The sequence below is a fragment of the Bacillus sp. JZ34 genome (assembly GCF_053903205.1).
In genome coordinates, this window is record NZ_CP096403.1 from 13527 (window position 1) to 37022 (window position 23496).

A 23496-nucleotide genomic window follows, 5' to 3' on the forward strand; every position below is an offset into this window, starting at 1 on the left:
AACAAGGAAGCAAAGAGGTGAACGATGTTGGCCGATAAAGAATTTGGCCTGAATGACGTGGTCGAAATGAAAAAGCCGCATCCTTGCGGGACGAACCGCTGGAAGATCATTCGGATGGGAATGGATATCCGGATTAAGTGCGAAGGCTGTTCACACAGTGTCATGATCCCGCGTAAAGAGTTTCAAAGAAAGCTGAAAAAGATATTAGTTAAGCATGAGGAGTCCGAATCTTAATCTTAGCGGACCCCCCTCATGCTTTTTTTTTTCGATCTCAACGAAAAATGAATTTTCACCTAGTTTGTATGAGTGAAAAGCAAGTTTTGTCAGCTTGTCTTTTACTGTAATCATCCTTATAATTGTTGCAGGTTTAACATTTACGACTACACATGGATGTTCATTATAGAGGAGATGAAACAATGGCTTTAACAGCTGGGATTGTTGGTTTGCCTAACGTTGGGAAATCAACCTTATTTAATGCAATTACTCAGGCCGGGGCAGAATCGGCCAACTACCCGTTTTGTACGATTGATCCAAACGTCGGAATCGTAGAGGTTCCTGATGAGCGTCTGCAAAAGCTGACAGAACTCGTCAATCCGAAGAAGACGGTCCCTACCGCATTTGAATTCACCGATATCGCCGGCATTGTAAAAGGAGCATCAAAAGGAGAAGGGCTCGGAAACAAGTTCCTGTCCCACATCCGCCAAGTGGACGCAATCTGCCATGTTGTCCGCTGTTTTGCCGACGACAATATCACGCACGTGTCCGGGAAAGTAGACCCGATTTCGGATATCGAGACGATCAACCTTGAGCTGATACTGGCTGACCTTGAAACCGTTGAGAAGCGGATCGGCCGGGTCGGAAAGATGGCCAAGCAAAAAGACAAAGAAGCCGTGTTTGAATTTGAGATTTTGACAAAGTTAAAAGAGGCATTTGAACAGGAAAAGCCGGCCCGTTCTGTCGAGTTCTCGGAAGAGCAGCAAAAGGTGTTGAAGCAGCTTCATCTGCTGACGACAAAACCTGTCTTATATGTAGCGAATGTCAGCGAGGATGAAGTGGCTGATCCTTCAGGAAACGAGTACGTCCAGAAGGTCCGGGAATTTGCTGCTGCTGAAAACGCGGAAGTCATCGTCGTCTGCGCCAAAATTGAGTCCGAAATCGCAGAGCTTGAAGGCGAAGAGAAGGCGATGTTCCTTGAAGAACTCGGCATCGAAGAATCCGGTCTGGATCAGCTGATTAAAGCGTCTTACTCCCTCCTTGGACTAGCCACTTATTTTACAGCGGGAGAACAGGAAGTCAGAGCCTGGACATTTAAAAAAGGAATGAAAGCCCCTGAATGTGCGGGCATCATCCATACAGACTTTGAACGCGGATTTATCCGTGCGGAAACGGTTGCTTACGACGATCTGCTGGAGGCGGGAAGCATGGCTTCAGCAAAAGAGGCCGGAAAAGTCCGCCTTGAAGGGAAAGAATACATTGTGAAAGACGGCGATGTCATTCATTTCCGTTTTAATGTATAACGCGGTTGAAATAGGACAAGAGCTTTGATATAATATAAAATTGTGAGTAATAGGATTATTGCTCCTTGCCCAATATAATGGGCCGCTTAGTCCAAAAGGAGGTGCAAATACAAATGAGAAAGTACGAAATCATGTACATCATCCGCCCAGACGTTGATGAAGAGTCTAAAAAGGCTGTTGTTGAGCGTTTTAACAACATTTTAACAACTAACGGTGCGGAGGTCACTGAAACAAAAGATTGGGGAAAACGCCGTCTTGCGTACGAAATCAACGATTTCCGCGACGGATTCTACCAAATCTTAAACGTTCAAGCTGGAGCTGAAGCAGTTCAAGAATTTGACCGTTTAGCTAAAATCAGTGATGACATCATTCGCCACATCGTGGTTAAAGAAGAAGAATAAACAGAATTGAATTATATACTCTAAAGCAAAAGGATGGTCTCTCAATATGCTTAACCGAGTTGTTTTAGTCGGCAGACTGACAAAGGACCCAGAGCTTCGTTATACTCCAAGCGGTGCAGCTGTTGCCACCTTTACGCTTGCTGTCAATCGTACGTTTACGAATCAGCAGGGTGAACGTGAAGCTGATTTCATCAACTGTGTTGTCTGGAGAAGACAAGCCGAAAACGTTGCGAATTTCCTTAAAAAGGGAAGTCTTGCGGGTGTAGATGGACGTTTGCAAACGCGCAGCTATGAAAATCAGCAAGGACAGCGTGTATACGTTACGGAAGTTCAAGCTGAAAGTGTTCAATTTCTGGAGCCTAAAGGCGGCGGTTCTGGTTCAGGCGGTTACAGCGGAGGCCAGGGAGGCCAACACTTTGGCGGCGGACAGAATGAACCGGCTCCATTCGGCGGCAGTCAAAACAATCAGAATCGCAATCAAGGCAACAGCTTCAATGACGATCCATTCGCAAACGATGGAAAGCCGATTGACATCTCTGATGACGACTTGCCATTTTAATGGATGACGGACGAATAAAACAAAACCAGAATAGAAAGGAGGGAAATAACGATGGCAGGAGGACGCAGAGGCGGTCGTGCGAAACGCCGTAAAGTGTGTTATTTCACTTCTAACGGCATTACGCACATCGACTACAAAGATGTAGATCTTCTTAGAAAATTTATCTCTGAGCGCGGTAAAATCTTACCACGCCGTGTAACAGGAACAAGCGCGAAATACCAACGTAAATTGACTGTTGCAATCAAACGCGCTCGTCAAATGGCTTTACTTCCATACGTAGCAGGCGAGTAAGCCGATAAAAGGAACAAGACCCAATACGGTCTTGTTCTTTTTTTATTCATCAAAAACCGGGTCGTTTCCTGCAGCATTCAGGTTTCCTGCTTGTCAATCTGTATCCGTTTGATGTCGCCGAGGACTGCAAGGTAGAACACGAGTCCAAGCAGTAAAACAAACCCGGCTACTAGAAAGCTGAGCGTAAATGAACCGGTCACATCGACCAGATAACCCGTTAAAGAAACCGCGATAATCCCTCCGAATAAGTTATTTGCCAAATTGACCATTGAGCTAAGCAGAGAGATGGAACCAGCCGGTGCAATATCAGCTGATATCGACCAGCCAACGGGCGCAGTCGCAGATATTCCGGCTAAGCCGACGGAAATGCAGATGATCGCGATCGTGATGTTGTGCGTGAAGACAGCTCCCAAAAAGGCAAATCCAAGGCTCATGCCGATTGCGATGATGGTCTGGTATACTTTTGTATTCGAATGCCCCTTTTGAATTAAAAAATCGACGAGCCATCCGCCCACAACGATTCCGGAAATCGTCGATATCAGCCAGGGAACCGCAGTAAACAGCCCCGATGACATAATATCCATTCCGTATGTTTCTTTAAAGAAAGTCGGGAGCCAGGTTAAGAGCAGGTTGAATGTATAGCCATAACCCGTGAATCCGATCATCAGCCCCCATGCTTTGCGGTTTGCAAGCATTGCTTTTAAAGCAATGAGCGTCCGTTCCGAGATGTCTTCCTCTGATACGGCATTATGCTTTTGAATGTAATGGAGCTCCTCTTTTGAGATTCGTTTGTGCCGATCGGGTTGTTCATAGTACATCCAGAAAAATACGGTAAATAGTACATTGATGATTCCAATCGTTAAAAAAGCGGCTCGCCAGTCAAATGTCGTGACTAAAAAGGCAACGAGAGGCGCACCGATGACATTTGCGAACTTGGCCGCTGAGTCGAACAGGGAATTGGCAAGACCGCGCTCATTTTGCGGAAACCATAAGGCCGTGGCTTTGGAAGCGGCAGGAAATGCTGAAGCACTCGTCAGCCCGATTAAAAATCTGACAATATAAAGAAGCAATTTCCCCTGTAAAAAAGCCAATATAATGGTTAGAAAACTCCATACGGTCATTCCGACCCTTGTTACCCAGGCAACGCCGTACTTGTCCAAGAGACTCCCGACCGGAATCTGCATCAGCGTGTATGAATAGGTATAGATGGAAAAGACAATGCCTAATTGGGTTGCCGTCAATTGAAAGGAATCCTGTATCGCAGGAGCCGCGACTGAAATAGCAACACGGTCAAAGTAATTTAAAATGATCATGCTGCTTAATAAAGAAGAAATATACCATCTTGTATGCCCCGGTCGTTTTTCCAGCTCTTGCGCCATATTGAAACCTCCTCTAATGATTAGATTGGACTCTTTTCAAAATTACATTCTTAATTTCTTCGTGTTCATTTCCACGGGATTGCGGGGAGTAAACGGCCGCGGAAAAAAAACCATATAGACATTTTGATACAGGTCTGCTAAAGTGAAACATGTTAAAAACAGATGGCTTCTATGAGAGTTAGAAGCAAATGATTACGAACGAGGTGTTGAATCTTTGAATGTTAAACAATTAAATAGCGAATGGTTTTCTAATGTACGGGGGGATATCCTTTCGGGTATCGTCGTAGCGCTTGCTCTCATTCCTGAAGCCATAGCGTTTTCCATCATTGCGGGTGTAGACCCGATGGTCGGTTTGTACGCATCTTTTTGTATTGCTGTTGTCATTTCCTTTACGGGCGGCCGTCCGGCGATGATATCAGCCGCGACCGGGGCGATGGCTCTTTTGATGGGATCTTTGGTCAGGGATCACGGTCTTGATTATTTATTTGCTGCTACGATTTTAACGGGAATCATCCAATTGATATTTGGGGTGCTGAAGATTGCGCGCTTTATGAAATTTATTCCGCGGTCGGTTATGGTAGGTTTCGTAAATGCGCTCGCCATTTTAATCTTTATGGCGCAGGTTCCTCATTTTGTTGGAGTTTCGAATATGACGTATGTTGTGGTCGGGATTACGTTGTTGATTATCTATGTTCTTCCCCGCTTTACAAAAGCCGTTCCATCTGCACTTGTTGCTATTATTGCGATGACTGCATTTGCTATTTTTGGCCATTTTGATTTGCGCACTGTCGGTGATTTGGGAGAAATAAAGCAATCATTGCCTGCTTTTATGATCCCCAATATTCCTTTCAATTTTGAGACGTTGGCCATTATTTTTCCAACAGCCTTTGCGCTTTCCATCGTCGGCTTGCTTGAGTCATTATTAACCTCTTCTATTGTTGATGATATGACGGATACGGAAAGCGATAAAAACAAGGAAAGCCGCGGACAGGGCATCGCCAACATTGTCGCCGGGTTTTTCGGAGGCATGGCGGGATGCGCGATGATCGGCCAGTCTGTGATCAATGTGAAATCAGGAGGAAGAGGCCGCTTGTCCACTTTGGTTGCCGGCGTTTTCTTAATGTTTTTGATCATGGTGCTGGGCGACTGGGTCGTACAGATTCCGATGGCGGCCTTAGCCGGTGTGATGATTATGGTATCGATCGGTACGTTTGACTGGTCTTCGTTCAGCATGTTAAGAAAGGTGCCGCTAACGGATTCCATTGTCATGCTTGTGACCGTTATTACCGTTGTGGCGACCCACGATTTATCAAAAGGGGTTTTCGCCGGTGTTATTTTGAGCGCGATCTTCTTCGTGGCGAAAATTTCTAAATTGAAGATTGAAGAAACGTCAGAAGAACATGCGATCAAGTACATCATCAAAGGACAAGTTTTCTTTGCATCTGTTCAAGATTTCGTAAAGTCTTTTAAAACGGATGAGCAAACGAAAAAGGTTATTCTTGATTTTTCAGAGGCCCATATATGGGATGATTCCGCTGTGGCGGCTATCGATAAAGTCGTTTTGAAAATGAAAGATCAGGGAATAGACGTTGACTTAATTGGTTTAAATGAGTCCAGCTGGAAGCTGGTCGAAAAACTGGCAACTTATGATCAGCCTCATCGTTCAGTGTCAAATCACTAAGAAACGGGTGATGAAGGGTGTATAGAAATATATTGCTGGCTGCTGACGGCTCAAAGCATTCTGAAAGAGCGGCCGATCATGCGATTCATTTGGCTTCCATGTCAAAGCAGGCGGTCGTTGACGTTATTTATGTATTGGATTATGCGAAAGCAAAACATGAAGTTCTGCATAGCGAAAACCGTGCAGAACTCGAACGTGAACGGCGCAGCAGGCTGCTGTCGATAGAAAATAAATTAAAACAATCGGCCGTTCCCTATCAAATGACGATGCAGCACGGGGAGCCGGGCCCGACGATAGTATCGTACGCCAACCATCATGATGTTGATATCGTGATTATCGGAAGCAGGGGGCTGAACACTTTGCAGGAAATGGTGCTGGGAAGTGTCAGCCATAAAGTGGCGAAAAGAGTGAAGTGTCCGGTTTTAATTGTAAAATAGCCTAAAACAGAGCCAGTAAGGATCCTATCCTTGCTGGCTTTTTTATCTCATCGATATCGCTTTTTGCGCGTGCATGGCGTCGCCTTTTAGCAGGTCAACGAGATTATAGGCGGGATATAAGCCTTTTTGGTACATAAAATAAAAAATTTGCTCATGCAATTTAATAGCCGCATTGATTTGTTTAACAAACACTCTCCTGAGTTCAGGCGTCGCCGTTTCCGTGATCGCAATCGCATAGTTTCGAACGGTCGTTTTCGCCAATACCAACAGATCACCCGCATCAAAATACAGGTCGGCCCGTTCTTCCTCCCGATGAAATGCCGGGGTTTTTGGCAAAAAGGGAAGAAGCTCCCTTAAATTTTGCTCCAATGCCTTCGCTGAAACACTGTAAAGCTGTCTTAACTGAGGATCGCTGATTTTTTTCATGCTTTTTTTGATCTTGACCAATCCGACAGACTGGGCCGCGATCAGTTCATGCAACTCCATCGTTTCATGCCAAGCCAATGTTTTTGTTGTCATGCAGATTCTCCTTTATTGCTTTTTCTTAGTCAGCATATGCCCATTGCCGTCAAAAGGTTAATAGAAGAATCGGAGGGACGTTTTAGACCGTTTTGGAAAGGGGAAATCAAATAATACGGGATTTTTGCATCTAAGTGACAACAATGAGAGGTGATCAATGTGTTGGATGTGTTGAAGGACTTTTTTCTATTCTTGAGCGGCGGGCTTCGCGTGACGCTTCTGATCGCAATTTTGATTATATTGTTGTTGATCAGAAAAGCGAGAAAGAAAAATAAAGAGAAGTCGGGGTTTCTCGACTGACAGTGTTTCACATGGAACATTTACTCGTTTTCTCAAGCCTTATGATCGTTTTACTTGCGATTTGACCTTATGTTAGAATAAAGAAACAATGAGAGAAGGCCGAGACCTGCTCATCTCATCGTCTTTATTTGAAAATGAAATTTTCGGCGTTAGAAAAGAGCAGTCGTCTATGCTGCTCTTTTTGATTCATGACATTTAAACATACGAGGTGAACAAGTGAAACAAACAAGAGCTTTAGTAGAAGGCGCTATCATGGTCAGTATTTTTGCCGTTTTGCTGATGATCAGCCTCTATATGCCTTTTATCGGAACCATTCTTTTATTGACGCTGCCGCTGCCTGCCATGGTTCAAACAATCAGGCACGGTCCAAAGCCCGGGATTTCGGTAGGGTTGGTCAGTTTACCCGTTTCGTTGATTGCCGGTTCCTTAGGCGGGCTGATGTTTGCTATTCCAGTAAGTGCTGCGGGTGTGATCATGGGCTTTTTCTACAGAAGAAAAGAGCCAGCCCAAGCGATTGCTGCATCAGCTGTTACATACATGATTTCGATCGTGCTGCTGCTTTTCATCAGCATTCAGTTTCTCGGGTTAAACTTAATAGAGACGGCCAATCAAGCATATAATGAAACAATCAAAACCTTTGAATCAAGTATCAAACAGTTTGGAAATGATAAAGAAGCGGCTAAACAGATCGAATTGCTGAATGAACAATTCAAACAGGCGCAATATTTATATCCGACAGCCATTGTGATATTTTCCGGAATCACCGCGTTTTTGAATCACCTGCTCGCCAAGCCGGTGCTTCGGCGCATCATCCAAATACCGTCTTTGAAACCGTTCAGGGATATGAGGCTTCCGCAAAGCATGATTTGGATCTATTTATTGACGATTCTTCTGTCGCTGGCTCCCGTTGAAGAGGGCAGCATATATTACTCCATTCTGCTAAATGCGAGTCTCATCATGGGCTTTGTCTTGATCATTCAAGGGTTTTCATTTGTGTTTTACTTTTGCCATGCCAAGAAACTGCCAACTGTCCTGCCGGTTCTTTTTTTAATTATCGGGTTGTTTTCGCCCCTGATGTACCTTGTTCGCATCTTAGGTATAATTGACATAGGCTTTAACTTGAGAGAAAGAGTAAAAAAATCGTAGCCACGATGTTCTCCAATGGTGAGGAGTTGATTTGAGTGCCAAGTTTTTATGAAAAACCGTTATTTCGTTACCCCATATATTCTTTAATCGTCGTCACAATCATTTCTGTCCTCATCAACATTTATTTTAATTGGGTGGCAGGAGCGGCCGGCGTTCTGATTCTGGGTGTCATATTGTACTTTTTGAGACGGGCGGACTCCCAAATCAGAAAAGAGCTGGACGATTATATATCGACGCTGTCTTACCGTCTGAAAAAAGTCGGGGAAGAGGCGCTGCTCGAAATGCCGATCGGGATCATGCTGTTTAACGATCAGTACTATATCGAGTGGGCCAATCCTTTTATGGCGTCATGCTTTAATGAAAATACGCTCGTCGGCAGGTCGCTTTATGATACTTGTGAATCTGTCGTCCCTTTGATTAAGCAGGAAGTGGACACAGAAACGATTACGCTGAATGAGCGGAAATTTAATGTGGTTATCAAACGGGAAGAAAAGCTGCTTTATTTCTTCGATGTCACAGAGCAGACGCAGATTGAGAGACAATACGAAAATGAAAGAACGGTCCTTGCCTACATCTTTCTCGATAATTACGATGATGTGACACAAGGGCTTGATGACCAGACAAGAAGCTCGATAAACAGTGAAGTGACATCGCTTTTGAACCAGTGGGCCCAAGAGTACGGCATTTTCTTAAAACGGGTTTCCTCTGAGCGGTTTATCGGAGTATTAAACGAACACATATTAAGCGAGCTTGAAGCATCAAAGTTTTCGATCCTTGATGAAGTTCGGGAGAAGACATCCGTTCATACGATCTCCTTGACGTTAAGCATCGGAATCGGTGCATCTGTTGCATCATTGAAAGAGCTCGGCGACTTGGCGCAATCCAGCCTTGACTTGGCTCTGGGACGCGGAGGAGATCAGGTGGCAATCAAGCAGCCGAACGGGAAAGTGAAGTTTTACGGCGGCAAGACGAATCCGATGGAAAAACGGACGCGCGTCAGAGCCCGGGTCATTTCACACGCTCTCAAGGAGATTGTCTCTGAAAGCAGCAATGTGATTATCATGGGTCATAAGTTTCCCGATATGGATTCGATTGGATCAGCCATCGGGATTTTGAAGGTCGCACAAGCAAACGGCAAAGACGGTTTTGTCGTGATCGACTCCAATCAGATCGGTTCAAGCGTTCAAAGACTGATCGGGGAAATTAAAAAATACGAAGAACTGTGGTCCAGGTTTATTACGCCGGAAGAGGCGCTTGAGATTGCGAAAGACGACACGCTGCTCGTGATCGTTGATACACATAAGCCTTCCTTTGTCATTGAAGAAAGGCTGGTCAATAAAATTGAAAATATCGTCGTTATCGATCATCATAGAAGAGGGGAAGAGTTTATTAAAGACCCGCTGCTCGTCTATATGGAGCCGTACGCTTCATCTACAGCGGAGCTTGTGACAGAGCTGCTCGAGTACCAGCCGAAGCGCTTAAAAATTAACATGATCGAAGCAACAGCCCTTTTGGCCGGGATTATTGTCGATACGAAGAGCTTCTCGCTGCGCACCGGTTCCCGTACGTTCGATGCGGCGTCATATTTGCGCGCAAAAGGCGCTGACACCGTATTGGTGCAAAAGTTTTTAAAAGAAACAGCCGATCATTATATTAAAAGGGCGAAGCTGATTCAGCATACCGTTTTCTATCAAAACGGCATCGCCATCGCATCGCTGCCGGACGATGAGGCGGACGAATATTTTGACCAGGTTATCATTGCGCAAGCCGCGGATTCTCTTCTGTCCATGAGTGATGTCGAAGCGTCATTTGCTGTGGCGAGAAGAGACGAGAATACGGTATGCATCAGTGCGAGGTCGCTCGGCGAAGTGAATGTTCAAATCATCATGGAAGCGCTCGAGGGCGGCGGTCATTTAACCAATGCCGCGACACAGCTGACCGATATCACGGTTGAAGAAACGCTCCGCCGACTGAAAGAAGCGATTGACGAGTATTTCGAAGGAGGCATTCAGAAATGAAGGTAATTTTCTTACAGGATGTTAAAGGCAAAGGGAAAAAAGGCGAAGTAAAAAATGTAGCGGATGGATACGCGCACAACTTTTTGATCAAAAAAGGGCTGGCTGTTGAAGCGACATCATCCAATATCAGCGCGCTTGAAGGCCAGAAGAAAAAAGAGAAGAAAGAAGCGGCTGAAGAACTGAAACATGCGAAAGAGCTGAAAAAACAACTTGAGGACATCACGGTGGAACTTTCAGCCAAGTCCGGAGAAGGCGGCCGTCTATTCGGCTCCGTGACAAGCAAACAAATCGCGGACGCGCTGCAAAAAAGCCACCAGTTAAAAATCGACAAACGTAAAATCGAATTAAACGATGCGATTCGCTCATTGGGATATACAAATGTTCCCGTGAAACTCCATCCAGAAGTACAAGCAACACTGAAAGTTCACGTGAAAGAGCAATCATAAAATAACAAAGCCCCTTCATGCAAAGTGCAGAAGGGGCTTATCTTTTATTCAGTGCGTTTTCTCATTTCATTGGCCAAGAATTCAACGTCTGTACCGATGATCACCTGTACATCGTGCTGATTAAGCTTCACGAATCCTTTTGCTCCCATGGCTTTCATCGCGCTTTCATCCAGTTTGGAAGCATCGCGGACCTTGAGACGGAGGCGGGTTACACAATTGTTCAGCGTCTCGATGTTTTCTTTTCCGCCAAGCGCTTCGATGTATTTGTCCGCAAGGGTATCGTATTTGGACGATCCTGTGTCAGGGCTGACAGGTGTGTTTTCCTGGTCATCGTCCTCCTCTCGTCCAGGCGTTTTCAAATTGAGCTTCGTAATCAGGAAATAAAAGATGATGAAATAAATAATGCCGTATACAAGACCGAGCGGCAGCAAAAGCAGCGGCTTTGTGGCGATTCCAAAGTTTAAAAGGTAGTCGATCGTCCCGGCTGAAAAGGTAAAGCCGTGGTGGATACCGAGCATATTGGTCACGGTCATGGCGCTTGCGGTTAACAAGGCGTGAATACCGAAGAGAAGCGGCGATAAAAACATGAATGTGAACTCAATCGGCTCCGTGATACCTGTTAAAAATGATGTGAACGCCAATCCGATCAGCAATCCGGCCGTTGCTTTGCGGCGATGCTTTTTCGCGGCCGCGATCATTGCCAGACATGCCGCAGGAAGACCGAACATCATGATCGGGAAGAACCCTGTCATAAAGGCGCCGGCGCTTGGATCTCCGGCAAAGAACCGGTTCATGTCACCCGTTTTGCCTGCAAATTCTCCAAAGACCATCCAAACCATATTGTTTAAAATGTGATGAAGGCCGAGCGGCAGGAGCAGTCTGTTTAAAAGACCGAATATGCCGACTCCCAATGCCCCAGCATGGATAATCCAGCCGCCAATGGCGTCAATGGCCTGCTGTGCGTAAATCCAGACGAAGCCGAAAATCCCTGCAAGAATAATGGAACAGAAGGCTGTCATAATCGGAACGCTTCGTTTTCCGCCGAAAAACCCGAGCCAGTCAGGCAGTTTTGCATCTTTAAAGCGGTTATACATGACGGCGGCGACTACACCTGAAATAATTCCACCGAGAACGCCCATGTTCAGGTTCTCATTGATGGCTGCTAAGCCGCCTGTCAGGACAAAATAACCGATGGCTCCGGATAGTGCGGCGGCCCCGTGGCCATCTTTTGACAAACCGATTGCAACGCCTATCGCAAAGATGATCGGCAGTTGGTCAAGAATCGATTGTCCTGAAGCGGCGATAAACGGAATGTTTAACAGGTCTTCTCTTCCCAAGGCGAGCAGGAGGCCCGCAGCAGGAAGAACGGCAATCGGCAGCATGAGCGCGCGGCCGATATTTTGAAGAAATCCCAACATAGTTAAAACCCCTTTCGGTAATATTGAATCGCTTTTTTCAAATGTCCATTTTCATGGGATAAACAGCGGCGGGCATCTTCAAGTGTTCCGTTTGTCAACACCATAAAGATCGCTGCCTTGATGTCATTGCCGCTTTCTTTTAAAGCTTGCTGGGCCTCATTCTGTGATAATCCGGTGGTATTCATCAGAATGGTGACAGCTCGCCCGGCCAATTTTTGATTGAGCAGTCTCATATTCACCATCTCGTTTTGGTAGACGCGGCCAAGCCTCGCCATTGCAGCTGTTGACAGCATGTTCAAGATCATCTTCTGAGCGGTTCCTGCTTTCAGCCGCGTTGAACCGCGGATAATTTCCGGTCCTGTTTGCACCTCAATTGCGATATCGCTTAATTTGCCCGCTTCTGTATCCGCGTTGCAGCTGATCGAAACAGACGCGGCTCCGAGCTGTTTGGCATAGGATAAAGCGCCAAGGACATAAGGTGTCGAGCCGCTAGCTGTGACGCCGATTAAGACGTCATCTTCCGAGAATGATTGCGCTTTCAGTTCGGCGACGATTTTTTCATGGTCATCTTCATTTTCTTCAAGAGGCGTCCACATCGCGTCATATCCGCCTGCGATCAGGCCGGTCCAACGGCTTTCGTCAATAGAGAATGTCGGCGAGAGTTCTGCGGCATCAAGGACTGCGATTCTGCCGCTTGTGCCGGCGCCAGCTGTAAACACTCTTCCGCCTTGCTTAAAACGGCTGACAATCGTATCCGCCGCCTCGGCGATCAGGGGAAGGCAGGGCGTAATGGCGCGAGGGACTGTATAGTCTTCCTCATTCATCAAGGTGACGATATCTAAAGCATTCATTTCATCAAGTGCTTTGCTTTTGTCGTTCGTGTCCTCTGTCTTCTTCATTGTTCTTCCCTCTTCATATCGATGACGAATTTATAGCGGTCGCCTCTGTAAACGGATTTGACCACTTCAAACGGTCTGCCGTCGTCCAAATAGCTCAAACGTTCGATGAGCAGGACGGGTGCGCCTTCCTCGATGTCGAGGGGCTCGCTCTCTGCCGGAGAGGCAATCGCCGGCTCGAGTGTTTGTGCGGCTCGGTCAATCGTAAGGGAGAGCGTATTTTCGACATAGTCATACAAAGATGCGCTCATAATGTCTTCTGTCAGGCCGTTGATAAGGTCGGCGGGCAAATAGGAGATTTCATAAGCCATCGGGATGTCATCGGCGAGACGGATTCGTTTGACTTCATAGACGGAAGCCCCTTCATGTATCTCCAGTTTGCGCGCTGTGCTCTGGTCACACGGGATGACGCCGAAGCCGAGCATTTTTGTGCCGGGTCTCATGCCTCTTGATTTCATGTCCTCGGAAAAGCTTGTCAATCCTTTGAGAGGCTGCTCAATTTTAGGCTCGGCAATAAATGTTCCTTTTCCCCGCTGTCGGACGAGGATGCCTTCATTGACGAGATTGTTGACTGCCTGCCGGACGGTCATCCTGCTTACCTCATATTTTTCTGCAAACTCTCTTTCAGAAGGAATGAGGTCGCCGGGCTTCAAATCTTTTGTTTCTGCAAGCTTTTTAATCTCGGTCTCAATCTGATAGTAAATCGGAATGTGGGAATCTTTTTTGATCAAAAGGCCATACCCCTTTCTTTCACGATTGATAAAGCATCGCTGTCCGCTATGATGACGACGTTCTGGTGTGTTTTTAAGACAGAAGCGGGCGTGTCTTCATTTGGTTCTTCACTGAGAAGCTTCGCCAGGATGCCCGCTTTTTTCTCTCCTGAAACGAGCAGCAGGATCTGCTTGCTTTTCATGATCGTGGAAATGCCCATCGTTATGGCTTGCGACGGGACGGCGTCATAAGAATCAAAATAACGGGCATTGGCTTCTTTCGTTGATTGTGTCAGTTCGACTGTATGCGTTTTCGATGAAAATGGGGTGCCCGGTTCGTTAAATCCGATGTGGCCGTTCAAGCCGAGGCCGAGCACTTGGAGATCAATGCCTCCAAGCCGCTCGATCAGCGCTTCATAGCGGCTACATTCAGCGTCCAGGTCACAAGCCATTCCGTCCGGAAGATGGGTATGGCTGAGCGGAATGTCAATGTGATCGAAAAGCTGTTTTTTCATATAGAATGTATAGCTGTTTTCATGATCCGGAGAAACGCCGACATACTCGTCTAAGTTAACGGTATAGACGTGCTTGTAAGTCGTTTTGTTATGCGCATGATCTTCCCTTAAAACCTGATATGTGCCGAGAGGCGTTCCTCCGGTTGCAAGGCCGAGAACAGGCGCAGATAAGCGGTTTACTTTCTCGATGATGAGTCGGGCGGCCGTTTGGCTCATGTCCTGATAATCTTTAGCTTCAATGATTTTCATGGTGAAACCTCCCTTTTGCTGAAAGCAATCACGCCTTTGCAAAGCGTCATCACAACTTCATTTTTTTCATTTAAAATGATTAAATCGGCATCTTTCCCGCTTCGTATGCTGCCTTTTCGGTCAAACACATGAAGCTGCTTGGCGGGATTGACCGCTGTCATGTACACGATATCTTCGAGTGAACATCCTGTAAAATCCATCATGTTCAGAGCAGCCTGGTTCATCTTCAAGATGCTGCCGGCAAGCGTACCATCCTCTAAGACGGCTTTTTCGCCTTTCACGAACACCTCCTGTCCGCCTAATGTATAGGTTCCATTTTTTAAGCATTTTGCGCGCATGGCATCCGTAATTAAAATGATGCCTTCTTTCTGTTTTTGCTGAAATGCCAGCTTGACGACCGCAGGGTGAACATGAATGCCGTCGGCTATGACTTCGGCCTTCAGTTCATCATGCAGAAGGGCGCTTCCGGCCGTCCCCGGCTCGCGATGGTGCAGCCCCCGCATGCCGTTGAACAAATGGGTGACATGGGAGATGCCGGCCTTAATCCCGTCTGCCATTTCTTTGAGTCCGGCGTCGGAGTGGCCGGCGGAAGCCGTGACACCTGTTTTTTCCAAAAAGGAAATTAGTTCCAAAGACCCTTCCAGCTCTGGCGCAAGTGTGACTAATTTAATGTTATTCCCGGAGATGCGCTGCCATTCTTTAAATAACGAAAGATCCGGCGGGATAATATCATCCGGCGGCTGGGCGCCGCACCGTTTCTTTGAAATAAAAGGGCCTTCTAAGTGAACGCCTAATACTTCGGCGGTCCCGGGCTGGCCGCCTGCTTCCTTATAGCGGTGAACGTTTGCCAGCGCATGCTCGATCGTGGCTTTATCCTGGGTCATCGTCGTCGCCAGGAAGCTTGTCGTTCCTTCTTTCGGCAGGGCTTCGGCCATTGTTTCCAAAGCCTCGGCTGTTCCGTCCATGACATCTGCGCCGTTTGCTCCGTGAATATGAACATCAATCATGCCCGGCAGCACTTTGAAGTTCTCCGGAAATGTCAGTTGTTCTGCTGTTGCGGCAGAAGCGGGAATATCAGTCATTGGTCCGTAAGCCTCGATTTTTCCCCCGTTCGTCAGAAGAAATCCGTCTTCTATCATTCCATTTTCACTGTAAATATGAAGATGTTTAAACATATAGCGTTGGGATGGGTTGGTTTTCACAGTCAAAAGTCCTTTCTTGAAAACGTTATCATCAGTATAGAACATTACAACTCTAGTTGTCTAGACCATTAAGAGAATTATTTTTGTCAAATCTGATCATACAGCATCACACTTCATTTAGCCGCTGTGTTGTCAGGTTATGTTCCAAAAAAAAGCCGGCTTATCTGCCGGCTTCGTTATGCTGCTTTAGCATAAATATATTGATTTCTTCCCGCACCGAGTCCTGCACCGATTAAAGCGACCAGCGCACCGATGAACAGTAAAATCGGTCCGTTCCATGAGTGCATGTGATCGTAAAGAAAACCGACAAAGCTTGGACCAATCGCTGCCAGCAAATATCCGGCTGATTGCGACATTCCTGATAATGCCGCTGCTTGATCGGCATTTTCGCTTCTCAGCCCGATTAAAGTCAAGGCTAAACTGATGCTGGATCCTTGTCCGATTCCGATTAAAATGACCCACAGCGTCAGCATCGCTGTATTGCCTCCGTACAATAGCCCTGACATTCCCGCCAAGTATAGGATGCCAAGGGCCAGCACGATGCTTTTTTGGTTTCGGAACCGCCCGGCAAGAACCGGAGTCAAAAATGTCGACGGGAGGCTGGCAAACTGCATCAGCGACAGCATCCAGCCGGCAAGTGACATGCTCATCCCATGCGAACGGAGAATTTCAGGCAGCCAGGCGATCGTGCAGTAAAACAAGAACGACTGTATGCCCATAAAGAATGTGACCTGCCAGGCGATTTTCGAGCGCCAGACCGTTTGGCCGTCCGTCTTTAAGCTGACCGTACGGTTTCCCGTATCATGATAGCGGAGCTGGGGAACCCAGATCAAAATCGCAACAAACGCGAGACCGGCCCAGACCATAAGCGATGCGCTCCATCCCCACGCTAAACCGTGCGACAGCGGAATGCTGATCCCTGAGGCGAGCGCCGCAAAAATCGACATGGCTGTCGTATAGTAACTTGTCATAATTCCCGCTTTGTCAGGAAATTTATGTTTGATCAGGCTGGGCAAGAGCACATTGGAGATGGCGATGCCGACTCCGATCAATGCGGTTCCCGCAAATAGTGTGAAAGCTTCTCCGTAAGAGCGCAGCAAAATCCCGATCAATAAGATGACCAATCCGACCCAGAGGGTTCTCTCATTGCCCAGCTTCTGTCCGAGCTTAGGGGCGATGGGGGACAGGACGGCGAAAGATAACAGCGGCAGCGTCGTCAAGAAGCCGGCCATGCCGTTCGTCAAATCCATATCCGAGCGGATCGAACTGATCAATGGCCCGACAGATGTAATAGCCGGTCTTAAATTAAAAGCGATAAATATGATTCCTGCAATCAATAAGATATTGTTCAAACGGGGGCGTCGAGCGTCAATGTAATGCATGCTGTATTCTCCTTTGCTTTCAGGTGGAAAAGTGACATGAAAAAGAAACCCGGAACATCATCCAAGGTTACTTTTTTGATCTTGCTTCTGAATTTCGGCAATTTTCGCAAGCAGGATATGCTGCGGCATATGCATGATTTGTTCAAGAGGAAGATTTAAGCTTTCCGAAAGTTTTTGCGCCGTTTCGGCAGATATTTGTAAAGGTTTCATAAAGTCCTCCATTTTATATTGTACCCCAGCGTACAGAGTACGCAACAGTGAATATTGACTCCGATATATATTGTAACATCATATGACAAGTGAGTTGGAAGAAAAAGAAAAAAGCGATATAAATAAAGAGGAGGTGATCGTCTTGAATTCGACATTATCTGTGCTGAAAAAGAAATTGTATGAACAGCAGATCAGAGCGAAAGGGCTTTACACATTTGAAGAATACAAAGATATGCGCAATGTGCTGCAAACGCTGCGGATGAAATTTGCGGCCTATGAAGAATGGGATTTGTACCAACATGCGACCGATTTGATGGTCAGCATGCTTTTGAAAAACAATTGGAACAGCCGGCTGGATTAATAGTGGAATAAAAAAACACCTCGGCCGAGGTGTTTAATAAGACCGTTCGTCTTCTTTGTTGTCCTGCCGGTCATAGATGACAAGCTTCGCAGGACGATTCTCTTTCGCCATCTCTTCTCCTTTTTCTACGGCCTCTGTCCTTGTGTCATAAAGCTCAACAGGCGCCGTATCTTCCAGTTTCAAAAACCATCCGTCCGTCTCGGCATTTGGTGTCACCATATAGACCTTCATGAAAAACAACCTCCCCAAACATGTTATTGATTTGTTTTCCCGGATAAATCAGGGGAGCAAACATCCTCATTGCCGTTCTCCCTTTCTATGAAAATATTTCTACAAAAAGCGAGTCTACTTTTTTTCTGTAAAAATGGTAAAATAGACGTTGGATTATTTTTAAATGGGAGGACGGTGCTTAACATGACAGATCTTCTGAATGACAGGCTGCCGCCGCAAAATATCGAAGCCGAACAGGCCGTGTTAGGTGCTGTTTTTTTAGAACCATCAGCTTTAACTTTGGCGTCAGAAGTCTTGATTCCAGATGATTTTTACAGAATGTCGCACCAAAAAATATATAACGCCATGCTTGTTCTTGGAGACCGCGGCGAGCCTGTAGACCTGGTGACGGTGACATCAGAGCTTGCGAACACGGACCTTTTGGAAGAGGTTGGCGGTATTTCTTATTTGACGGATATTGCAAATTCTGTGCCGACTGCGGCTAATATAGAGTATTATGCGAAAATCGTGGAAGAAAAATCGATTCTCCGCCGCTTGATCCGTACGGCAACGACGATTGCTCAAGACGGATATACAAGGGAGGATGAAGTCGAAGACCTCTTAAGCGAAGCAGAAAAAACGATTATGGAAGTCGCCCAGCGCAAAAACTCCGGGGCCTTTCAAAATATTAAAGATGTGCTCGTTCAAACTTACGATAATATCGAACAGCTCCACAACAGAAAAGGGGACATTACCGGGATCCCGACAGGTTTTACCGAGCTTGACCGAATGACGGCGGGCTTTCAAAGAAACGATTTGATCATCGTAGCCGCCCGTCCGTCAGTCGGTAAAACTGCTTTTGCCTTAAACATCGCCCAAAACGTGGCGACTAAAACCGATGAAAGCGTCGCGATCTTCAGCCTTGAGATGGGCGCCGAACAGCTGGTCATGCGGATGCTCTGTGCGGAAGGCAACATCAACGCCCAGAATCTCCGGACCGGAAACCTGACGGAAGAAGATTGGGGCAAGCTGACAATGGCGATGGGAAGCTTATCAAACAGCGGTATTTTCATCGATGATACACCGGGGATCCGCGTCAGCGAAATCCGTTCCAAGTGCAGACGGTTAAAGCAGGAGAACGGCCTCGGCATGATTTTGATCGACTACCTGCAGCTTATCCAAGGAAGCGGCAGATCAAGTGACAACCGTCAGCAGGAAGTGTCGGAAATATCCCGTGCACTGAAAGCGCTGGCGAGGGAGCTTGAAGTTCCGGTCATCGCCCTTTCACAGCTTTCCCGCGGCGTCGAGCAGCGTCAGGACAAGCGTCCGATGATGTCGGACATCCGGGAATCGGGAAGTATCGAGCAGGACGCCGATATCGTTGCGTTCCTGTACCGCGATGATTACTATGACAAAGAATCTGAGAATAAAAACATCATTGAAATCATTATTGCAAAACAAAGGAACGGCCCGGTCGGGACCGTCTCACTCGCTTTTGTAAAAGAATACAATAAGTTCGTCAACCTGGAACGCCGGTTTGATGACGCAGGTGTTGCGCCTGGTGCTTAAATCCCTGAGACATGCTCTCAGGGATTTTTCTTTTTTCTTGCATTGCGGTTTTTACCGATTTCAAATAACCCCGTTGCGGTTAATCCGGCAAGTCCTCCGGACCATAAACGGAGCACGAGTTCAAGGTCTGTAAAAGGATATGCTGCGGCCCCGATCAGCAAACCTATCAAGAGTGAAACGAGCGGAATCAAGTTTTTCGGCACCTTGAACGTCTTCTTCACCAATTCGACCAGCGCCAAAATAATCGGCGATAAAACAGATGCAAAAATTAATACCGTCTCCATCGGCATCTCCCTCCTTACTTATTGAATATTTGTGTTGCCGGTTTTTTATGTGTCTTTGTCCAAGAAAAACGCTTATTTTTAAGATTTGACTTACAGACTGTCTATTAAAAAGAAAATATATGAAATTTGCTTTATAATAACGAACAAATGTGTTTGGTGTTAAAATTAATGTTCGGATTTACGATTGACTTTGCGGGATGACACTGATAAACTGAATGTGTTTGATATTGATATCGTTTGAAAAGGTTAACGGAGGTGCACGGATATGTCTTCAGTAGTTGTTGTAGGTACGCAGTGGGGTGACGAAGGAAAAGGCAAAATCACCGATTTTCTTTCCGAAAACGCAGAGGTAATCGCACGGTACCAAGGCGGAAATAACGCAGGACATACAATTAAATTCAACGGGGTAACGTACAAACTGCATTTGATTCCATCCGGTATTTTTTATAAGGATAAAACGTGTGTGATCGGCAACGGAATGGTTGTTGATCCGAAAGCATTGGTGACGGAGCTGGCTTATCTTCATGAGCGGAACGTCAGCACGGACAACTTGAGAATCTCCAACAGGGCCCATGTCATTCTGCCGTATCATTTAAAGCTTGATGCGGTCGAAGAAGAGCGGAAAGGGGCCAATAAAATCGGCACGACGAAAAAAGGAATCGGCCCGGCTTATATGGACAAAGCCGCTCGCGTCGGAATCCGCATCGCCGATCTGCTGGATAGAGAAGTCTTTGAAGAAAAGCTCGCCCGCAATTTAGAAGAAAAAAACCGTCTGCTGGAAAAAATGTACGATGCGGAAGGATTTAAAATAGAAGACATTTTAGACGAATACTATGAGTACGGCCAGCAGATCAAACAATATGTCTGCGACACGTCCGTCGTCTTAAACGACGCGCTTGATGACGGCCGCCGCGTCTTATTCGAAGGGGCGCAAGGGGTTATGCTTGATATCGACCAAGGAACATATCCGTTTGTTACATCTTCAAACCCTGTCGCCGGCGGCGTAACGATCGGCTCAGGTGTGGGACCGACAAAAATCCAGCATGTCGTTGGTGTATCGAAAGCTTACACAACGCGTGTCGGAGACGGGCCGTTCCCGACAGAGCTGAACAATGAGATCGGAGACCAAATCCGTGAGGTCGGCCGCGAATACGGAACAACTACAGGGCGCCCGCGCCGCGTCGGCTGGTTTGACAGCGTGGTTGTCCGCCATGCCCGCCGCGTCAGCGGAATTACCGACCTTTCATTAAATTCAATTGACGTATTGACCGGTATTGAAACATTGAAAATCTGTGTCGCTTACAAATACCGCGGCGAGATCCTCGAAGAGTTCCCGGCAAGCTTAAAAGCGCTCGCTGAATGTGAGCCTGTCTATGAAGAAATGCCGGGCTGGACAGAAGATATCACAGGAGCGAAAAGCTTGAGCGATCTGCCTGAAAATGCCCGCCATTATCTAGAGCGAGTTTCTCAGCTGACAGGCATTCCGCTTTCTATTTTCTCAGTCGGTCCTGACCGCTCTCAAACAAATGTGGTGAGAAGCGTTTATCGTCCGAACTAAATTCCAGAAGAGCCTCTGCAGTTCGCAGGGGCTTTGTTTTTCAAGGACAAGGAGGGCAAACGGGTGGAACGTGTCGATGTTGTATATTCATTCGTGGAAGAGAACGGAAACATCCTGATGGTGAAAAATAAGAAAAATCAATCGTGGACGCTGCCGGGCGGCAAGGTGGAAGCTGGAGAATCGCTAACAGAAGCCGCGGCGAGAGAAATGAAGGAAGAAACAGGCTATGGAATTCAGCCTCTTGATATATTAGCTATAAATGAAGCGATTATCGGCGGCGAGCATGTATATTTCATCGTCTTTAGAGCCCGGATCACCGATCGTCCGGATGGCATCACGTTTGACGAGAACATTGTTGAAGCCAAGTGGATGCCGCTTCATGAAGCTGACCGGCTGCTGTCTGTATTCCATCCGAACGGAATCATGCACTGGCTGAACCGCGAAGGGGCGGAGTATCATCACGAAGGGAAAAAATAATAGAAAAAAATAAAAAAATATATTGCCACTTCTGTTCGTTCTATGATAATATAAATCTCGTTGTTGCGAAAACAACGAAACGAGCCATTAGCTCAGTTGGTAGAGCACGTCCGAATAAGCTTCGGAGAATTCGCTTCAGCGTACACATCGAGAGACATCTCGAAAAAGCTTCCTGAGATGTGGACGTCGTTATTTCAGATTAAATCTAAGGGTGTATTTTAATCTTGAGCCATTAGCTCAGTTGGTAGAGCATCTGACTTTTAATCAGAGGGTCGAAGGTTCGAGTCCTTCATGGCTCACCATTTCCCTGGCCCGTTGGTCAAGCGGTTAAGACACCGCCCTTTCACGGCGGTAACACGGGTTCGAATCCCGTACGGGTCATTGATTTACTTTAGCGTAATTGCTAAATCCCCGCTTGCTCCGGAGGAGACCACGATTCTTCTCCGAAGCAGGTACTGTAAATATGCAAGGTCCGGTAGTTCAGTTGGTTAGAATGCCTGCCTGTCACGCAGGAGGTCGCGGGTTCGAGTCCCGTCCGGACCGCCATTTTAAAAAAGTTACATACCTGGCTCGGTAGCTCAGTTGGTAGAGCAACGGACTGAAAATCCGTGTGTCGGCGGTTCGATTCCGTCCCGAGCCACTCTAAAGCGCGTCTGTTTTTAAGCAGATGCGTTTTCTTTTAGCTGAAAACAAGGAAATAAAATGCTGAAGGAATAAAAAGGGGAAAAAAGGGAGGCCGGTAACCCGGCCGAAGAAGAAGACGTTACTATATAGACGGTCTTGAAGGGGAAGATGTTTCATTTTTCAGTAAAAAAAGTCACAAAAATTTAATTGTTGTGATAAAAGCGGAAAAATAGCAGGTGGATTTAATTTCCAAACGTTTTCCTTTGAACTATTTTTTTAACTTTTGCTTCATAAACGTTATAATGTATAAGAAATCTATTTTCTAGAAAGTGTTTTTTAATGAAGACATGCAGTGTACTTGATATAAAACTTAGGCAGCCATCCGCTGGCTGTATTGTATCCAAACTCTGAACCAGGGGGAACGAATAATGGAAAAAAAGATACTAGTTGTAGATGATGAAAAGCCGATTGCTGATATTTTAGAGTTTAATCTGAAAAAAGAGGGCTATGAAGTCCATTGCGCATACGACGGCAATGAAGCGCTTCAGATGGTTGAGGATCTCAACCCTGATATGATTCTGCTCGACATCATGCTTCCGAACAAGGACGGTGTGGAAGTGTGCCGTGAAGTCCGCAAAAAATATGATATGCCCATCATTATGCTGACAGCAAAGGATTCGGAAATCGATAAAGTCATCGGTCTTGAACTGGGAGCTGACGACTATGTGACAAAACCGTTCAGCACTCGCGAACTGCTCGCGCGTGTCAAAGCGAACTTGAGAAGACAGAACACAGCGGCTCCTGCCGAAGAAGAATCGTCTTCAAACGAAATTCAAATCGGATCGCTCGTCATTTTTCCGGATGCCTACGTCGTTTCAAAACGAGACGAGACAATCGAACTGACGCATCGGGAATTCGAACTGCTGCATTACCTTGCTAAACATATCGGGCAGGTCATGACGCGTGAGCATCTGCTGCAAACCGTGTGGGGATACGACTACTTTGGAGATGTCCGGACAGTTGACGTTACGGTCAGACGCCTTCGCGAAAAAATCGAGGATAATCCGAGTCACCCAAGCTGGATCGTCACAAGGCGCGGTGTCGGCTACTATTTGAGAAATCCGGAACAGGACTAAT

At 46.5% G+C, this 23496-nt stretch carries 27 protein-coding genes and 4 tRNA genes; 20 read left to right on the forward strand and 11 right to left on the reverse strand.

Translation table 11 applies throughout. The features are described 5' to 3' along the window. Nucleotides 1-27 precede the first annotated feature (27 nt). The 5 genes from M1D90_RS00080 to rpsR all read left to right on the forward strand — a co-directional run bounded on the left by M1D90_RS00080 (nt 28) and on the right by rpsR (nt 2768). Complete coding sequence (locus M1D90_RS00080; protein ID WP_011201785.1) at nt 28-234, forward strand: DUF951 domain-containing protein; 207 nt, start codon at nt 28-30, stop codon at nt 232-234. A 182-nt stretch (nt 235-416) separates the two neighbouring features. Next, on the forward strand, nt 417-1517 hold the full coding sequence (gene ychF, locus M1D90_RS00085; protein ID WP_026580414.1) for a redox-regulated ATPase YchF: 1101 nt from the start codon (nt 417-419) through the stop codon (nt 1515-1517). Nucleotides 1518-1630: 113 nt separating this feature from the next. Then, nucleotides 1631-1918, forward strand: coding sequence for a 30S ribosomal protein S6 (rpsF, locus tag M1D90_RS00090; RefSeq protein ID WP_020453642.1), 288 nt, complete (start codon nt 1631-1633; stop codon nt 1916-1918). Between the two features lie 46 nt (nt 1919-1964). Further along, the gene (gene ssbA / locus M1D90_RS00095) at nt 1965-2477 is read left to right on the forward strand and encodes a single-stranded DNA-binding protein SsbA (RefSeq protein WP_003178024.1); all 513 of its coding nucleotides are present in this window, start codon (nt 1965-1967) and stop codon (nt 2475-2477) included. Nucleotides 2478-2528: 51 nt separating this feature from the next. Beyond that, a complete protein-coding gene (rpsR, locus tag M1D90_RS00100; RefSeq protein WP_003178022.1) occupies nt 2529-2768 on the forward strand; it encodes a 30S ribosomal protein S18 in 240 nt (79 codons plus the stop codon). 77 nt (nt 2769-2845) lie between these two features. Here rpsR and M1D90_RS00105 read toward each other — a convergent pair whose 3' ends face one another. Then, nucleotides 2846-4147, reverse strand: a complete 1302-nt coding sequence (locus M1D90_RS00105; protein WP_023856804.1) for an MFS transporter — start codon at nt 4145-4147, stop codon at nt 2846-2848. 214 nt (nt 4148-4361) lie between these two features. Between M1D90_RS00105 and M1D90_RS00110 the strand changes: the two genes are divergently transcribed. Further along, on the forward strand, nt 4362-5828 hold the full coding sequence (locus M1D90_RS00110; RefSeq protein WP_020453639.1) for a SulP family inorganic anion transporter: 1467 nt from the start codon (nt 4362-4364) through the stop codon (nt 5826-5828). A gap of 17 nt (nt 5829-5845) precedes the next feature. Further along, complete coding sequence (locus M1D90_RS00115) at nt 5846-6265, forward strand: universal stress protein (RefSeq protein WP_020453638.1); 420 nt, start codon at nt 5846-5848, stop codon at nt 6263-6265. A gap of 42 nt (nt 6266-6307) precedes the next feature. On the opposite strand, the gene M1D90_RS00120 is transcribed toward M1D90_RS00115, so the two are convergent. After that, entirely contained in the window at nt 6308-6784 is a 477-nt protein-coding gene (locus M1D90_RS00120) for a spore coat protein (RefSeq protein ID WP_023856805.1), read from the reverse strand. 159 nt (nt 6785-6943) lie between these two features. Here M1D90_RS00120 and M1D90_RS00125 point away from each other — a divergent pair, with 159 nt between their 5' ends. The 4 genes from M1D90_RS00125 to rplI all read left to right on the forward strand — a co-directional run bounded on the left by M1D90_RS00125 (nt 6944) and on the right by rplI (nt 10694). Beyond that, nucleotides 6944-7084 (forward strand): hypothetical protein, encoded by a 141-nt coding sequence (locus tag M1D90_RS00125; protein WP_020453636.1) that lies wholly within the window; start codon nt 6944-6946, stop codon nt 7082-7084. Nucleotides 7085-7300: 216 nt separating this feature from the next. Further along, nucleotides 7301-8230 (forward strand): YybS family protein, encoded by a 930-nt coding sequence (locus tag M1D90_RS00130; protein ID WP_020453635.1) that lies wholly within the window; start codon nt 7301-7303, stop codon nt 8228-8230. Between the two features lie 35 nt (nt 8231-8265). Beyond that, nucleotides 8266-10248 (forward strand): DHH family phosphoesterase, encoded by a 1983-nt coding sequence (locus M1D90_RS00135; RefSeq protein ID WP_020453634.1) that lies wholly within the window; start codon nt 8266-8268, stop codon nt 10246-10248. Continuing rightward, nucleotides 10245-10694: a 50S ribosomal protein L9 gene (gene rplI, locus M1D90_RS00140; RefSeq protein ID WP_020453633.1), complete on the forward strand. Its 450-nt coding sequence runs from the start codon at nt 10245-10247 to the stop codon at nt 10692-10694. Before M1D90_RS00135 ends, rplI begins: the two co-directional genes overlap by 4 nt. Before the next feature lie 44 nt (nt 10695-10738). On the opposite strand, the gene nagE is transcribed toward rplI, so the two are convergent. The 7 genes from nagE to M1D90_RS00175 form a co-directional block, all read right to left on the reverse strand. Beyond that, a complete protein-coding gene (nagE, locus tag M1D90_RS00145; RefSeq protein WP_023856808.1) occupies nt 10739-12112 on the reverse strand; it encodes an N-acetylglucosamine-specific PTS transporter subunit IIBC in 1374 nt (457 codons plus the stop codon). A gap of 2 nt (nt 12113-12114) precedes the next feature. Further along, nucleotides 12115-13011 carry an N-acetylmuramic acid 6-phosphate etherase gene (gene murQ, locus M1D90_RS00150; RefSeq protein WP_020453631.1) on the reverse strand — a complete coding sequence of 299 codons (897 nt, stop codon included), beginning with the start codon at nt 13009-13011 and terminating at the stop codon, nt 12115-12117. Continuing rightward, on the reverse strand, nt 13008-13739 hold the full coding sequence (locus M1D90_RS00155) for a GntR family transcriptional regulator (protein ID WP_020453630.1): 732 nt from the start codon (nt 13737-13739) through the stop codon (nt 13008-13010). Before M1D90_RS00155 ends, murQ begins: the two co-directional genes overlap by 4 nt. Continuing rightward, nucleotides 13736-14482, reverse strand: coding sequence for a glucosamine-6-phosphate deaminase (gene nagB, locus M1D90_RS00160; protein WP_025810495.1), 747 nt, complete (start codon nt 14480-14482; stop codon nt 13736-13738). The genes M1D90_RS00155 and nagB overlap by 4 nt, the downstream gene beginning before the upstream one ends. Beyond that, nucleotides 14479-15729, reverse strand: a complete 1251-nt coding sequence (gene nagA / locus M1D90_RS00165) for an N-acetylglucosamine-6-phosphate deacetylase (RefSeq protein ID WP_145608525.1) — start codon at nt 15727-15729, stop codon at nt 14479-14481. The genes nagB and nagA overlap by 4 nt, the downstream gene beginning before the upstream one ends. 131 nt (nt 15730-15860) lie before the next feature. Then, entirely contained in the window at nt 15861-17066 is a 1206-nt protein-coding gene (locus M1D90_RS00170; RefSeq protein ID WP_020453627.1) for a CynX/NimT family MFS transporter, read from the reverse strand. Nucleotides 17067-17123: 57 nt separating this feature from the next. Beyond that, complete coding sequence (locus M1D90_RS00175; RefSeq protein ID WP_020453626.1) at nt 17124-17276, reverse strand: YycC family protein; 153 nt, start codon at nt 17274-17276, stop codon at nt 17124-17126. Between the two features lie 133 nt (nt 17277-17409). Here M1D90_RS00175 and M1D90_RS00180 point away from each other — a divergent pair, with 133 nt between their 5' ends. Beyond that, entirely contained in the window at nt 17410-17637 is a 228-nt protein-coding gene (locus tag M1D90_RS00180; RefSeq protein ID WP_371268723.1) for a hypothetical protein, read from the forward strand. A 33-nt stretch (nt 17638-17670) separates the two neighbouring features. Here M1D90_RS00180 and M1D90_RS00185 read toward each other — a convergent pair whose 3' ends face one another. After that, the gene (locus tag M1D90_RS00185; protein WP_020453624.1) at nt 17671-17868 is read right to left on the reverse strand and encodes a DUF2188 domain-containing protein; all 198 of its coding nucleotides are present in this window, start codon (nt 17866-17868) and stop codon (nt 17671-17673) included. Nucleotides 17869-18051: 183 nt separating this feature from the next. Here M1D90_RS00185 and dnaB point away from each other — a divergent pair, with 183 nt between their 5' ends. Continuing rightward, nucleotides 18052-19416, forward strand: a complete 1365-nt coding sequence (gene dnaB / locus M1D90_RS00190; RefSeq protein ID WP_020453623.1) for a replicative DNA helicase — start codon at nt 18052-18054, stop codon at nt 19414-19416. A gap of 17 nt (nt 19417-19433) precedes the next feature. On the opposite strand, the gene M1D90_RS00195 is transcribed toward dnaB, so the two are convergent. Continuing rightward, a complete protein-coding gene (locus M1D90_RS00195; RefSeq protein WP_020453622.1) occupies nt 19434-19700 on the reverse strand; it encodes a holin in 267 nt (88 codons plus the stop codon). 265 nt (nt 19701-19965) lie between these two features. Here M1D90_RS00195 and M1D90_RS00200 point away from each other — a divergent pair, with 265 nt between their 5' ends. The 7 genes from M1D90_RS00200 to walR all read left to right on the forward strand — a co-directional run bounded on the left by M1D90_RS00200 (nt 19966) and on the right by walR (nt 23495). Continuing rightward, a complete protein-coding gene (locus M1D90_RS00200; protein WP_020453621.1) occupies nt 19966-21258 on the forward strand; it encodes an adenylosuccinate synthase in 1293 nt (430 codons plus the stop codon). Nucleotides 21259-21321: 63 nt separating this feature from the next. Next, nucleotides 21322-21735: an NUDIX hydrolase gene (locus M1D90_RS00205; RefSeq protein WP_043054531.1), complete on the forward strand. Its 414-nt coding sequence runs from the start codon at nt 21322-21324 to the stop codon at nt 21733-21735. Between the two features lie 226 nt (nt 21736-21961). Beyond that, nucleotides 21962-22037 (forward strand) — tRNA-Lys (locus tag M1D90_RS00210). Between the two features lie 7 nt (nt 22038-22044). Beyond that, nucleotides 22045-22116: transfer RNA gene (locus tag M1D90_RS00215), tRNA-Glu, on the forward strand. Nucleotides 22117-22204: 88 nt separating this feature from the next. Continuing rightward, nucleotides 22205-22281, forward strand: a tRNA-Asp gene (locus M1D90_RS00220). Nucleotides 22282-22302: 21 nt separating this feature from the next. After that, nucleotides 22303-22375, forward strand: a tRNA-Phe gene (locus M1D90_RS00225). Nucleotides 22376-22787: 412 nt separating this feature from the next. Next, nucleotides 22788-23495 carry a cell wall metabolism DNA-binding response regulator WalR gene (gene walR / locus M1D90_RS00230; RefSeq protein ID WP_003177967.1) on the forward strand — a complete coding sequence of 236 codons (708 nt, stop codon included), beginning with the start codon at nt 22788-22790 and terminating at the stop codon, nt 23493-23495. The last annotated feature ends 1 nt before the right edge of the window (nt 23496 follow it).